Genomic DNA, 14,390 nt, shown 5'->3' on the forward strand with positions numbered 1-14,390 from the left:
GTGTGGGGGTCCTTTCAACGCCGGCACAACGAAAGCCCCGTAGGATGGGCAAAGCGCCAAGCGTGCCCATCTTTCACCGGGAGGCCCGAAGCGGTGATGATATGTTACATTCCGGCAAGCCGATTCCGGCCTCCCGCCTTGGCCGGTTATTCCCGCGCCCGATGGGCACGGCACCACCTTTGCCCATCCTACCGAATTTCGCCCTTCGCCCTTCGCCTTTGGCCCTTAGCCTTTAGCCCTTAGCCTTTTGCCCTTATTGCCTTTCACCTTTTTCATCCCCCACCGCCCCAACGCCGTCGTAATCAACGTCACGTTGTAAAGGTAGAGGTAAAGCGCCCCCGCCCCCACGGCCTGAGAAATGCCCGGCAGCATGAGCCCGCGGCTTCCGGTCAGCGCTTCCAGATGGTCCGGCGTAAAGGCGTGGTATTCGACCCAGAGCAGAAAGAGGAACATGGGAAAGAGGTAGGTAATCCCCATCTCGAAAAACTTGTCGAGCATCAGGTGTTCATAGGCTTCGTCGGCTTCACGGTCCAACCCCTTGTATACCGCACTTCGCACTGTTTTGTCATCAATCTCCCGGGCCTGCTGCTTTGCAGAGAGGCGCCCTTTGAATCGCTTTGCGGCAGAGGTGGCGGCCTTGCCCTTTCTCATGCGGGTCAGGCCCATGGAGAGCAGGGCCCCGACCAGGGCTGCCACGCACACCTGCAGGGCGGGCGAAGCCCCCGACAAGGGGGAAAAGCAAAGGCTGATAAACGAGGCAAAAGCCTTCATCAGGGGAATCACCACACCGCCGAAGATCCAATCGGCGGCCAGGTCCAGTATGTCGTTCAATGCATCCATACACACCTCATTGCATGCGTCTTACAGAGCCATCGGAAGCTCTGCCGGAAAACGCAAAAAGCCGCACAGGCGTGCGGCGCTCCACCCTGCATTCCGATGCGAGACGAGTCGACGGGCGACTCGTCTCGCAACTGAGCCTGATGCGTGGCGGGGTTCTTACTTTCCGGCCTTACTCTTCGACCTTTTCAAACTTCACCATGGGACAGCCCGAGCAGACATCGAGGCCGGGCCAGGCCTGACCGCCCTTGCCGAGGAGGGAGGGGCCGCCGGTGGTTTCGATGCGCTTTTTGAGCTGAGCCGCGGTGTCCAGGATCTGGTTTCCGGGGACAAAGACGTTCATGTAGTTCATCTCGGTTTTGCCGGAGGCCTTGGAGCCTGCGCACATGGTGGTCATGTTCAGGGTGTTGTTCTTGTAGGCGTAGACGCTGCCCGAGCACACCGCGGAGTTGGGGGTGCAGAACAGGGGCAGGTTGCACTTGCCGGTGCCGCCCATGTAGTCGTTCATGATGTGGTAGGCCTGGAAGGGAACCACCATCATAAAGACCACGTGGGGCTCAAGGCCTGCCTCGTCGAATTTGTCCAGTGGCGCCATGAAGATGCCTTTGCAGGCACCCACGTCGAGCCTGGCCTTCTCCTGGGGAGCCTGCCAGGAGAGATCCGGGTCAAGGAGATATTTTTCATGGTTCTTGCCGTCCACGTCCCGGGTCAGCTCACGGAATCCGAAGACGGGCTGGGCGTTTTTGCACTGGAGGCGCTCCGGGGGCATGAAGAAGCTGTGACGCGCGGAGCGGGCAGCGGCCAGGTACATGCAGTAGGAGATCTTGGCCTTGGATTTGTGGGTGACGGGCAGGCTCTCAATCTCGTCTTCGTCGAAGATGTAACGAATGCCGACGGGATCGTAATCCAGGCGAAAGTTCCAGATAAAGGCGTTGTGGGCATCTGTATAATTCATGGCAAAACCTCGTGATGACTTAAGGCCCCCAGCGTGCCGGGGGCCGTGTGGTTATTTTTTATAAGAAAGCCGCCCTTACCTACCGGAGGAAGGGAATCGCATTGGTATACTTAAGAAATACGATGAGAAGAATCAATGCCAGAGCACGTTTCAAAAAGATTTCCGGCAGTTTCTTCTGAATCTTGGGCCCGATCTTGCCGCCCATGATGGCACCGGCTGCAATGAGGGCTGCCATGATCCAGTCCGGAGAGTAACCGGAGAGGATGTAACGGGAGATACCGCCCACGGAGGTGCCGAAGGTACCGCACAGGGAGATGGGAACAGCCAGGTACATGGGGTAGCCCATGACGGTGGTCATGAAGGGCACGAGCATGAACCCGCCGCCCACACCAAAGGCAGAAGCGATGCAGCCGATGAGGATCCCGCCGAAGAACAGGGCCACGGGATTGGCGCGGAAGGCCTCACCCCAGAAGGAGAAGCTGATGTTGGTGGCGTGCCAGCCTTTTTCCAGGACCACCTTGCCCATCTCAGCGGCACGGCCCTCTTTCTTGGCAGCGGCCATCTCCATGTCGAACTTCTTGACGATGGCTTTCACGGCCTTGTTCTTGTTGATGGATTTCTGGGTTGATTCGTACCAGAGCTTGATGAACAGAACGAGGCAGAAGAAGCCCAGGTAGAACTTGTATGCCTTCATGGGCAGGTACTTGGCAGAGTATGTGGGACCGATCCAGAAAGCGCCCAGAAGAATGCCGGACACGAAGAACAGGGCCACGGGCCAGGCAAAGCGTCCTTCTTTAAAGTAGGAGTAGACCCCGGTGATGGGAGAGCAGAGGGTCAAAAACAGGTTGGTGGGCTTCACGGCGTTGGCGGCGTTGACCCCCACCATGCCCTGGGTCCCGATGACGGTAATCTGGAAAGCAGCGGTAAAGAGACCGCCCGCGGCCCCCACGATAACGAACATGCACCCGATGACAAGGGCTCCAAGAAAGACCACCAGGGGGTTCATGTAGGTGCCGCCGATGCGGAAGTAAAAACCGCGCTTCTGCACGGACGCTTCACCGGCTTTTTCCCCGTTAACAAAAACGTCCAGGCCGGTGTCCGGTGCGATGCGCTTGCTCACCTTGAAGGAGGCTGCAAACTCACCGGTGGCCTTGTCCAGGGTCAGGGACACGTCCTTGTTCCAGGTTTTGGACACGTCGCCGCCCATGACCATGCGGGCGTTGCCGCCGCCGATGGGGCGCTCTTTGGAGATGGTGTTGATCCCGAACTTGTCCTCGTGGGTGAAGGTGAGGAACTTCCACTGCTCAGCGGTCTTCACGGAACCGAGCTTGCCCTTCACGTCCTCGGGGATGGTCTCCCAGGCGTTGATCTTGTTGACCTCAATGTCCCACTTAAAGGGAGCAAACCACTTGCCCTTGGAAACCACCTTGGGGGTGGCCAGGGCCGAGGGGTTGGTGGTCACGGCGTAGAACACCGGGGGAATCTCGGTGTCGCCGAATTTTTTGCCAAGCTTGGCCGCTTCCTGGGAGCCGATGGAGTCCTCGGCCTTGAACAGCTCGGAAGAGCTCACCACCAGGTAGAGATCTTCGCCCGGAGCAATCTTCCCGGTCACGGTCAGGGTGTCTCCGGCCTTGGGGGCCGGGGTGTCAATGGTGGCCTCCGTCGCCGCAAACGACGTAGCGCTCCACAACAGCATCAGGCCGGTCAGCACGGCCATGGTGATCATTCGTCCCTTTTTAAACATCGCAACATCCTCCAATCACGAATAAAACGCTTTATTAAACAACAGTGGTTCATCAAATTTAATTGATGATAATCATTTATTCTCTTGGCTGCTCGGTATTACAAAGGGCATGCCAAAAATGGAGCGGGACGGATTTTTTGTCATTTTCCTTATCATCTTAATCAGTTCAGCTCATGGAATTTTTCAGCACACCAGGAACATCCGGCTGATTTCGCAAGCTTTTGAATGCGTCGCAATAAAATTATGGCGCATTATCTTTATGCCGCCACCCCATCCCAAGGAACAAAAAGCTGACATGTTGATCTTTGGGGGAAGCGTAATAAAGCAGGTGATGGGAAATAGGAAATAGGTAAGAGGGGATAGGGTTAAGGCGAAAGGTGAAGGGCTAAAGGCGGAACCCGGAATGGTTTTGAATTGGCGTGGGGCCGGTGGTTCGCGTTACGTCAATCGGTGCGGGGGCCGCACCCTACGCGCCACCCAACCGAGATGATACCTCGTAGGGTGCGCCGTGCGCACCGCGAAACCCCGAAATGCCCGGTGGTTTTGATCAATCGGAGCCCCGAAACGGGGTTGAATTGGCGCGGGGCTGGTGGTTCGCGTTACGTTAATCGGTGCGGGGGCCGCACCCTACGGGTCGCGAAACCAACGGTGAAGGCCTGAAACCATCTTCGGCAACCGTCATGCCCGCCTCACCCGTAGGATGGGCAAAGGCAAGTCGTCACCATCCCGGATGATGAGAGCCTCGGCGCCGTGCCCATCAGAAAGGGCGAAAGGGTAAAGGCGAAGGGCGAAACCCGGAATGATTTTGAATTGGCGTGGGGCCGGTGGCTTGCGTTACGTTAATCGGTGCGGGTGCCGCACCCTACATGTCGCGGCACCAACGGTGAAGGCCGGAAACCATCTCGGCAACCGTCATGCCCGCCTCACCCGTAGGATGGGCAAAGGCAAGTCGTCACCATCCCGGATGATGAGAGCCTCGGCGCCGTGCTCATCAGAAAGGGCGAAACGGTAAAGGCGAAGGGCGGAACTCGGAATGGTTTTGAACACTCCCAATTGGGCTGGTGGTTCGCGTTACGTTAATCGGTGCGGGGGCCGCACCCTACGTGTCGCGGCACCAACGGTGAAGTCCGGAAACCATCTCGGCAACCGTCATGCCCGCCTCACCCGTAGGATGGGCAAAGGCAAATCGTCACCCACCCGAACGACAAAACCCTTGGCGCCGTGCCCATCAAATGCAACGATTCCCCCCACCGTTCAAACCAACCACACCACACATTCACCGTACCGAATACCCACTTCCACACCCTTTTCTCGGCATACCAGCCAATCTTCATTACTCTACAATGAATTTGACAACGAGCATCACACAGAGTATCTATCAATAACGCCTCACCAATTACCTCCCCGCAATCATTAAATTTACCAACAAAAACGAAACACACATAGCCTTAGAAAAGCAATTCCTAACAAACAGGAATCCACATCTATGACTTTTGAAGAAAAAGAAAAATGTGCTCAAATCTGGGAAATGCTCACAGGGGAAAAAACAGATGCAAATGCATGGTGTGATCAGGCAGGAGACACCCTTGCCGAAGCTCTCGCCTCTATCCATTCCTGTTCGCACGCCATGAAACACGTCCCAAGGCCCCTTAGCTCCAGACCCGGTTACGGGTGGGTCGTAGGCTACGTATTCACCGTAATGAATCAACGCTACGGCATGAATAAAGATTTGGTTTTCAGTTCTTGTGAGACGGTTCGTCTATGGCAGTGGAAACATGCCATTCAAATCGAGTTGGGAGCATGCCAACGTTAACAGGTACACGCCTATACGGAGATCCCCCATGAAAAAATGTTTTCTGGTCCTATGCCTCATCTCTTTATGTGCCACCTGTGCCTTTGCTCTGGATGGCACCCTTTCAGATTTCTCACATTACCGATCCTCACCCTTCCAGTGGGTCTACCCAGAATATTTCTATAAGGCCGATATTGTATCCGTGGAGTCGAAAAGCGATCGGAAAGAATCCGTGACCCGGATTGACTTTTTCGGCCTGTCGGCATGCATTCCGAATCACTATGTGAAATCGCCCCAAAACATTTCGAAAAACACAATTTATTATCATTCAAAAAACGATAAGAATGAGATGTTCTTCTTAACCCTCAACGATGAAAAGATCCTTACAGGTCCTGAAGCAACAAGGGAAAAATCCAAGGATTTTTTCTCTGCGTTCTCCTCCGCTGAAGAGTTCCACAACAAAGTCTTCACCCTCACACCCGACGTAATCGATGAAACAACCCCAACAGGCGATCTCTGGATGATCCATGCAAAAGGTATGCTCTTTGAAGACACTCAACGTATAAAAATTATCAAAGGAGACAGGTTCACGGCCTACGCCAGAATGTTCAAAAAAGAGTACCCGCGATTAACTGAGGACCTTGCCTTTTTTCACAAGCAACTTCCCGAAAATAAATTCCTGACCATGGGGTTCCGAACACACGACAACACGCCTGACATCATTCTTTCGACTATACAATGACAGGGAGGAACGCTGCCCACCGGTGTTTTTCATAACTCGAAAAGCCGCAACGACAATTAGCCCCCGCAAAACCAGCGGCTCGCGTTACGCATATCGGTGCGGGAGCCGCACCCTACGCCCCCAACCACAATCATCTCAGGTCACGATACCGCGTAGGGTGCGCCGTGCGCACCGCGAATCACGAAAAAACCCCGGTGTTATTCATCTGCCGAAACGCAAAAAAACTACTCACATCCCCACATTCGCCCCCTTCATCTTCTCCTGCTCCTCTTTATAAATGGCCATGATCCGATCAATTTTTTCATACTGCCGGGCCAACAAATCTTCGGTGATGGTTCGGATCCCCCACTTTTTAAAATCGATCTGAAGGCCGTTGCCGCCCGGTGCCTCGGCCTGTTCCAACTCGATGTAAAACGCCCCCACTGAAGACAAAAGCCTGTGAACATCTTTGATGGAATCGCAAAGCTCTGATATTTCCGACCCTGCAAACATGCCGGGGCCGGTCTGGGTATCCAAAGAGGCCATGGTGATCTCCTTTATCCGGGTTGCACATGAAGAATAGAGAAGGATCTGGGAGAAGCCCGGGCGGGCCTCCCCCAGTCCTTTCCCCCCTTCCCTCCTCACGCCACGGCACGCCGTATCGCCCAAACATGCAGAAGAGGCAAAGGCGCACCGCAACACTCCCGTGCCCGGGCAAGGCAAGCTGAGAAAAGGGCACCAGTGGTGCCTTGCCCGGATAAAACCGCACGAAATACTGCTCAGCGAGCCACGAGAGGCATTTTTTTACAGGACGGCCGTCACTCGAAACGAGCATAAAACCACCCTGAAACCGGGCCTGAAACAGGCAGAATAGGGACGCACCTTCGGGAAAAGAAAAAGGGAGAAAAACCGGCCACGACCACAAGGGACAGGGCTGTCCGTCACCACGCAGGAATCCCGAAGGGCGTTATTCAGCCCGTCAGGCAAAAATGCGTTTGTTTATGGGCCATTTGAAACGGCAATAGCGTTGATAGAAGGGCCGCGGGTTACCGCGTTGCGAGGAAAAAACGTCTTGAAATGGATCGGGGCGTGATGTAAAAAACCGCTTAGCCATGACGACCTCCTTTGAAGGTTGCTCTGGTCAGGCCTGGCAGGATGGTCGGACATCCTGTCGGGCTGCTTCTTGAACTCCATGATCTCCGCAATCGCTAGTGATTACGTCCCACCCTAATTTCATCTTTTTGATGTGTCAATAGTTTTCTGTCGTTAAATCTGCGAGTTATTCATTTCGAAATTTATAGAAATTCGGATAGCAGGATCGATAAATTGGATTCTGGGATCTTTTTGGCAGGTGTGTAGGTTTGCCCCCTTCACACAGTTCACTACCGGAATCAACACACGAAACTTCGAAATGCGGTATAATTTGAGTCCGCTATTGCCAACAAGGGTCATCTGTGGATCAGCTGATGACGGAATCATTTTAAAAGAACATGAAAAGCCAGATGCAAAGACCGAAACAAACATCCCTGATGTTTGGAAAAAATTCATGTTATAAAAACAACAAAAGTGATAAATTATCTGTAACATTTTGTTTTTCTGAGACTCTTCGTCATCTTTTCAGCGTGTATGATTCCTTTATGGCCTTTGAGGTAGCTGTTAGTCTATTCCCGGACGGGCAGATGAGATTGTTCTGTAAAGGGTCGTACACAACCCCACTGGCTTTGAACTATTTTGCCTCTTTGACGGTTTTTCATTTGTCAATCGGTCCTTTGTACCTGTTTGCTGTTGCAAAATTGGAATCTCGTTTTCGAAACTGATTATCCGGGATGTATGCTTTAATTTTTTTCTTCTTCGATCCATTCAAGCCCATCGGATGAATGAAAGCTGGCATCTGCCGTGATGCTATAATTCTTGAGGGCATCGGTATCTCCTTCAGCAAGGTTCATAGTCTCTCGTGCACCATCAATCATAGCCTTTAAAGACAAGTACTCTGTTGATAAGCCAGAGGCATCAGCATGTGTAATGACTTGTTTCTTTTCCTCTTCAACAGCAATTCCGTTATAGCCCTGAATCACACTATGTGAGGTGACCATATTGATGCTTTCATTATTCGTAAGGTTATTTGGATAGGCTTGCCACGAACTCCGATTTGTTCTTCTCCCTCGTCCAGCCAAGCCTGAATCTTTTTCGCAATCTTCTTCATATTTTTGACGGCTTTTTCTCTTTTGACTTCATATCAGATATTTCGTCACCACCTTTGTCTTAGGCCTGGTGCTTTCAAAGGATCAACAGAATAGATTTTTCGATCTTTGCCCTTTTACGGATGAAATCCTTACAGATTCCGCTCCACTCTTTTGAGACGTTTGGGCTGATCTTATAACCCCAATGGCAAATATCTTTTTGCCGATCAGCCCTTCCATGGAACAGATAACAACCACTCGGGTCAAAAGAGCTGAGATATCTTACCCATACAAAAAAAATCAATTTTGCAATGGTTGTAAAGGCTGGCATGACGTACCATTGGTATGCTCCTTGTTTGGCGCGGTCATCGTTGGCAAACTAAACCATCACAAATAAAGAGCATCTTTTCCAATTCTCACCAGTTTACTTCCAGCCAAATCCTATTTCGGACAACAATGTCATAATAGTTTTTCCCAAGCTGCTCAAGTTAAGGCAACTGTTGGGTGTATGGCTTGTCGGGCAACCTTGAGCAAAGTCGATGGCAGTACCATTCCATTCAAATTGTACTGGTGAAAAGAGACATCACTTCAATAACTACTTTTCACTGCGCGGAAGGAACCCCCAATCAAGATTCCCTAATCGTAGATCAGGCAAGAGACAGAGAATGAACAGCGGTAAAAAAGATTATTGCAGTTAATCAAAACAAAAAGGAGGACTATCATGAGGTTTCTTTTTACGTTAATACTTATCCCTGCATTTGTGTTTATCTTTGTCGGGACACCCCTTGCCAGTAAATCAGGAAAAATCATTCATGATGCAGAACACTATATCCTCGAAGCCCAACATGGAAAAAAATGGGCTAAGGAGGATAAGGCCATTGCCAAAAAGTTGACCGAACTCCGCAAAAAGCATGGGACTCCGCCGAACATAATTCATATCATGTGGGATGATACGGCCCTTGGCGAAGTCGGCATACCCGAAATTCAAAAAGTCCGTGGGTTTGAAACACCCGTTATGAACAAGATGGCCGAGGATGGAATTAACTTCATGCGCATGTACACCGAACCGGCCTGCACCCCCACTCGGGCCGCCTTTCAGACCGGTCGCTATGCCGTGCGCAGTGGAATGCACACCGTATCATTTCCGGTGGAAAGAAACGGCATGGATGCCGAAGAAGTAACCATCGCCGAGGTTCTGGGCGAAGCAGGCTACATGACCGGTTTTTTTGGCAAATGGCACTTGGGGGACACCGAATTTAGTTACGCCCACAATCAGGGCTATGACGAGGCCTTTTTCACGCCTTATAACCAAGTACCTAGCATGTGGACAAAAGAAGCCGAGTCGATGAACGTAATTACCGGCATGTACCCCGAGATGTATGACAAAGATAAATACGACATCGACAAAACTTGGCAGCCCCTCGGAGCGGTGTGGTTTCTTGAGGGCACCAAGGGCGGCAAAACCTACGAGTGGGGTCCACCGCCCAAAGTCACCAATTATTGGGATGGCATCACCGAATCTGAAAAGCGAACCCTGACCTTCATCGACAAGGCCGTAGAAGCTAAGAAGCCTTTCTTCATCGCTCACCAACCGATCCTGCTGTCTTTTCTCCCTGACCCGCGTAATCCGGTAAAGGGTACCGCGAACAAAAACCCCCTTGCTGAGGCGCTTGAACGTCTCGACGTCTTTGTGGGCAAGCTGCAGAAACATCTTGAAGACAAGGGCATTGCCGAAAACACCCTGATCATGGTCATGGCCGATAACGGGCCTTTCATCCACTACGGCCCACGTGGCATGGTGGAGACCCTTTATACCGGCGGTAAGGGCGATTTCACCGAAGGCGGAGTGCGGGTGCCCTGTATCGCCACGTGGCCGGGGGTGATCAAGCCCGGTCAAATCGTCGGCGATATCCTGCACGTCAGCGACCTTTACACCACCTTCGCCCACTTGGGGGGTGCGATGAAGAACATCCCCACTGATCGTGTCATCGACGGGGTGGATCAGACTTCACTCTTCCTCAATGGCGACGGCTACAGCCGTCGCGACTACGTCATGATATACCAGGGGCCCAAATTGGCTGGCGCTGTAAAAGGTCGCTTCAAACGTGACTGGAAGAACGCAACGCCCGGCCTCTCTAAAAACGAGTTCTACGACCTCTACACCGATCCACGTGAACGCACCGGAGAGATGATCGAAATGTTCCACATCAAGAGCATGTTCAACCATCAGCGCCAGCGTCACGAGCTGTGGGTAAAGAAATATCCGAATCGTCCCAACCCGACTTGGGGGCCAGCGATGACCGGTATCAAGAACGAGCGTCCTGAGACCCGGGAAATATACGAGGGGCCGGTTGATCCAAAAAAATTGCCATTCGACCTTAAGGATGTTTGGATGCAGGATCTACCGTTCACTTGGAGTGACCTGTAAATACATAGCAGAAGCTTAAGTAAAGTATTTAAAAACCGTCCGATTTCTTATCCTTAGAACGGAATCGGACGGTTCTTCTAACTCTATAGTGGGGATCGACGAGTGCTTTTTCTCAAAATCCTCGTTTCGATTCTCATTATTTGTATTTCTGTAATGCCGTTGCTTTCCGATGAGTAAGAATTAGCTAAAAAATCTCAAACCCAGTAGGCGATATCACCTGCCTGCCTTTTGAATACTGGCATCATGACGGCATGGCAGAAGATGGCAATGATCTTTGATGAAATCGATATCCCGCCAAAACTCACACGGGAATCCGGTTTTGGCAACATCCAATATCAAGGCTTCATTACTCCCGCTGAACCGGGGAAGGTCATCTGCGGTGTCGGACCGGTGTTCGAACTGCCGACGAACACCAACGGACTGGGATGGGGCAAATAGTCGGCATGTCCGGCAGCAGTGGCATTGGCCATGCCAAGGAAATGGGTGCTGGAGACCTAATCCAAAATATCTGATCTTTTGCCAGCCCAGCAACGATACGGATGTCAACAAGCTCACCTTACAATACTTCGTTAACTACAATTTGGACGATGGATAGTATCTGACCTCGACCCCGGTCATTACCCCTGACTGGAATAAATCCAGCGGTAACCAATGGACCGTTCCCTTTAGTGGCGGCATCGGGCAGAGGATGCATTTTGACAAACTGCAGGTCGATTTTAAGTTGCAGGCCTTCGGCAACGTGGAAAAAAGTCGGCAGGGCGGATTGGAGCATGATGTTAGCAGTGAAATTTTTGTTCCGCGAAAAGCCCCCACAATAAACGAGGTTCATTATGGACGAAAAAACTATAGATCCCCGAAATTCGATAACCCTGTCCCGTCGCAATTTCATAAAGGCAACGACGCTTACCGCCGGTGCGGTAAGTGTCGCCAGCACAATCGGAGCGTATCGTTTAGCCAGGGCCAAAAATGGTGCAACATCAAACGGCCTGCCGATCACTATGGCCGGATACAATTTAGACCGCACCAAAGCGCTCTTTGACGGACGAGTCAACGTCGACGGCTGTGACTTTCAGATCGAAGAGCAAGGTATCGGTGACCTGAATACCCATGTGTTCAGCGGGCCGCAAACACTGGACGTGACCGAAATCGGCCTGCACCCATTTATGCTGGCCTATACCAATGAAGGATTCCGGGATTATTCACTGCTGCCCATTTTCCCGCTTCGACTGTTCCGGCACAAAAGCATATTCATTCGTACCGATCGAGGTATTGTAAAGCCTGAAGACTTACGCGGTAAAAAAGTTGCAACACCCGGCTTTTCATCGACATCCTTAACCTGGCTACGCGGCATTATGCAACATGAATATGGCCTCCGCGCTGAAGAAATCCAATGGTACGTATCGGCCAAAGACTCATCTTCAGAAGCCGCTGGCAAAGTGTCCCAACAGGAAAACATGCTGCCCAAAGGCCTCTCCGTCAGCCAGGGGCCTGAGGGAAAAGATGAATCGGATCTTCTCGAATCCGGTGATGTGGACGCGCTATTTCATGCCGCCGAGCCCAGAGCCTACATAGAGGGTCACCCCAAGGTTGCCCGGCTTTTTCCCAATTTTCGCAAGGCCGAGCGTGCATACTTCAAGGAAACGGGAATTTTTCCCATTATGCATGCAATGGCTATCCGCAATACATTGATCAAGCAACACCCCTGGCTGCCAGAAGCGGTGTTCAAAGCTTATTCACAGGCTAAACAGATCATGTACGACCAGTTGAAAAAAATGGGCTGGGCTACGATTTCACTGCCATGGGCAGCCCAGGAGATTGAGGAAACACGGGCGTTGATGGGTGAGAATTTTTGGCCATACGGTATCGAACCGAACCGCAAAGCGCTGGAAGCATTGTTTCAGTATTCTCATGAACAGGGGTTATGCAGCCGCAAGGTTACCATTGAAGAAGTCTTCCACCCCGCGAGCCTTGATTTTGCCGAAAAGACGAAATAAACAATACCCTGAATCCGTATTACATTCTTTGCAAGACAGCCTAAAAAGCATTGATAATGTAATCATTTTCTAATTAATTTCGTGGCAACACTTTTCACTCAGGAGGTGCGCAGTTGAAGTCACAGTAGATCCAGATCAAGCTGTAAATTCAAACACTTGCAATCTATAGTGTTTTACTTTTGGTCGGTCGTCTTCTGACATCATTGAACCTTAATACGTACCTTCAAGGTATACCTGATGTAAGATGCAAAAATCGGGATTTTTCTCATGCTCAGGTTCGAGGTATCGGGAGGCCCTATATGCGATACTCGAAAGTCCTACTTTGGAGTTTAGAGACAGACACGGAAAAAAGGAAGCCGGTGGTGCTCCCAATAAAAGATGGGCACGCTTCGCTTTGCCCATCCTACTTGGGCTTCATGGTTCCGGTGATCATTTGTTAAATTCCTGACATCTCAGTTTGAGTCTACTCAGTTCAAACCTTTTCCGGTGGATATGTTTTTAGCCCTGTAGGATAGGCATAGGTGGTGCCGTGGCCATCGAGAACAAGCCTACCCAATTACTCGGGTGTGAAGTATCAGCCCTTCAGTATGTTTCAGTATGTTGCCGACAGAATTAATATTTGCTATTTTACGAAGCATTATGCGTTGCACACGGCTCCTAAGCATCCCATTGCCCATGAAAAATTCGACAGTTGGCCGACACTGGGTAATCTAATCCTAATTACGCCGCTTTGTAACGCGAGTATTTAATCATTATTTTCGAACCAAATAGAGACTTATGAAAGTATACTTGGATGATGAAAGGGAAACACCCCGTGACTGGAAAAGAGTTTATTGGCCAGAAGAGGCCATTGAACTCTTAAAAACTGGCAAGGTTGAAGAGATTAGCCTTGATCATGATCTAGGGGATGATGACCATGGTACTGGCTATGATGTTATACTGTGGATTGAAGAGGCCGTCTATACAACTGACTTTCAAGCACCAGTTATAAAAGTTCACTCTGCGAACCCTTCAGCAAGAGAGAAAATGGAATCGGGAATTAGGAGCATTTTAAAGCGGTCAAAAGAATCAAAACAATAACCCTTTGAAAACGGGTTGCAAAAGACTGCCCTCGTTACTTTATTCACCTTTTGAACGGGGAAAGTGAATCGTTATGCATGAGAACCAGAGCCACAATGTCTAACAAATCACTAATAAAACGTATTTCAGACTCTCTTGAGAAATTCAAAGCTGGTACCATTGATATCAACACACTCAAGCTCTTAATCGAATTAAACGGTCGTGCTCTTAAAATGATGCCATTTGAATTGATTAAACAAATTGATGAAATAGAGTATATGCTTTCAGTTTCGCAGTTTGCTATGGACGAAGACTGCTACCCTGATATGAACGAAACGCTTCAATTAATCGAGGATTGGCTTTCTAACTTACCACTTGAAAGAGAATAGTAGTCACGTTTTTTCCTCCTATCATCCATACCAATACCAGACATAGTAGAGATTGCGATAATCGAAAGCCCTATTTAGGAGTTTAAAGACAGACACTCATAAAAAGGGAGCCGGTGGTGCTCCCAATAAAAGATGGGCACGCTTCGCTTTGCCCATCCTACGTGGGCTTCGTGGTTCCGGTGATCATTTGTTAAATTCCTGACATCTCAGCTTGAGTCTACTCAGCTCAAACCTCTTCCGATGGATATGTTTTTACCCCTGTAGGATGGGCAAAGATGGTGCCGTGCCCAT

The 14,390-nt window shown here is 50.6% G+C and carries 12 protein-coding genes; 7 read left to right on the forward strand and 5 right to left on the reverse strand.

What is annotated here, in order from left to right:
* Positions 1–225: 225 nt before the first annotated feature.
* The 3 genes from ACOYW0_RS05580 to ACOYW0_RS05590 form a co-directional block, all read right to left on the reverse strand.
* A complete protein-coding gene (locus ACOYW0_RS05580) occupies positions 226–840 on the reverse strand; it encodes a hypothetical protein (RefSeq protein WP_482417567.1) in 615 nt (204 codons plus the stop codon).
* Between the two features lie 169 nt (positions 841–1,009).
* Positions 1,010–1,792 carry a DUF169 domain-containing protein gene (locus tag ACOYW0_RS05585; RefSeq protein ID WP_482417568.1) on the reverse strand — a complete coding sequence of 261 codons (783 nt, stop codon included), beginning with the start codon at positions 1,790–1,792 and terminating at the stop codon, positions 1,010–1,012.
* A 79-nt stretch (positions 1,793–1,871) separates the two neighbouring features.
* Positions 1,872–3,536: a sulfite exporter TauE/SafE family protein gene (locus ACOYW0_RS05590; RefSeq protein WP_482417569.1), complete on the reverse strand. Its 1,665-nt coding sequence runs from the start codon at positions 3,534–3,536 to the stop codon at positions 1,872–1,874.
* 1,486 nt (positions 3,537–5,022) lie between these two features.
* Between ACOYW0_RS05590 and ACOYW0_RS05595 the strand changes: the two genes are divergently transcribed.
* Together ACOYW0_RS05595 and ACOYW0_RS05600 are read left to right on the forward strand one after the other, a co-directional pair.
* On the forward strand, positions 5,023–5,349 hold the full coding sequence (locus ACOYW0_RS05595) for a hypothetical protein (protein ID WP_482417570.1): 327 nt from the start codon (positions 5,023–5,025) through the stop codon (positions 5,347–5,349).
* Positions 5,350–5,377: 28 nt separating this feature from the next.
* Positions 5,378–6,070 (forward strand): hypothetical protein, encoded by a 693-nt coding sequence (locus ACOYW0_RS05600; RefSeq protein WP_482417571.1) that lies wholly within the window; start codon positions 5,378–5,380, stop codon positions 6,068–6,070.
* 228 nt (positions 6,071–6,298) lie between these two features.
* On the opposite strand, the gene ACOYW0_RS05605 is transcribed toward ACOYW0_RS05600, so the two are convergent.
* Positions 6,299–6,595 carry a hypothetical protein gene (locus ACOYW0_RS05605; protein WP_482417572.1) on the reverse strand — a complete coding sequence of 99 codons (297 nt, stop codon included), beginning with the start codon at positions 6,593–6,595 and terminating at the stop codon, positions 6,299–6,301.
* Positions 6,596–7,884: 1,289 nt separating this feature from the next.
* A complete protein-coding gene (locus ACOYW0_RS05610) occupies positions 7,885–8,142 on the reverse strand; it encodes a hypothetical protein (RefSeq protein ID WP_482417573.1) in 258 nt (85 codons plus the stop codon).
* 808 nt (positions 8,143–8,950) lie between these two features.
* Here ACOYW0_RS05610 and ACOYW0_RS05615 point away from each other — a divergent pair.
* The 5 genes from ACOYW0_RS05615 to ACOYW0_RS05635 all read left to right on the forward strand — a co-directional run bounded on the left by ACOYW0_RS05615 (position 8,951) and on the right by ACOYW0_RS05635 (position 14,099).
* Positions 8,951–10,657 (forward strand): sulfatase-like hydrolase/transferase, encoded by a 1,707-nt coding sequence (locus tag ACOYW0_RS05615; RefSeq protein WP_482417574.1) that lies wholly within the window; start codon positions 8,951–8,953, stop codon positions 10,655–10,657.
* Positions 10,658–10,900: 243 nt separating this feature from the next.
* Positions 10,901–11,095: a hypothetical protein gene (locus tag ACOYW0_RS05620; protein ID WP_482417575.1), complete on the forward strand. Its 195-nt coding sequence runs from the start codon at positions 10,901–10,903 to the stop codon at positions 11,093–11,095.
* A 392-nt stretch (positions 11,096–11,487) separates the two neighbouring features.
* Positions 11,488–12,651 (forward strand): twin-arginine translocation signal domain-containing protein, encoded by a 1,164-nt coding sequence (locus ACOYW0_RS05625; protein ID WP_482417576.1) that lies wholly within the window; start codon positions 11,488–11,490, stop codon positions 12,649–12,651.
* 777 nt (positions 12,652–13,428) lie between these two features.
* Positions 13,429–13,731, forward strand: a complete 303-nt coding sequence (locus ACOYW0_RS05630) for a cyclic-phosphate processing receiver domain-containing protein (protein WP_482417577.1) — start codon at positions 13,429–13,431, stop codon at positions 13,729–13,731.
* Positions 13,732–13,808: 77 nt separating this feature from the next.
* Positions 13,809–14,099: a hypothetical protein gene (locus ACOYW0_RS05635; protein WP_482417578.1), complete on the forward strand. Its 291-nt coding sequence runs from the start codon at positions 13,809–13,811 to the stop codon at positions 14,097–14,099.
* Positions 14,100–14,390 lie beyond the last annotated feature (291 nt).

The sequence above is a fragment of the Desulfoluna sp. HI9BLuna genome (assembly GCF_056829775.1).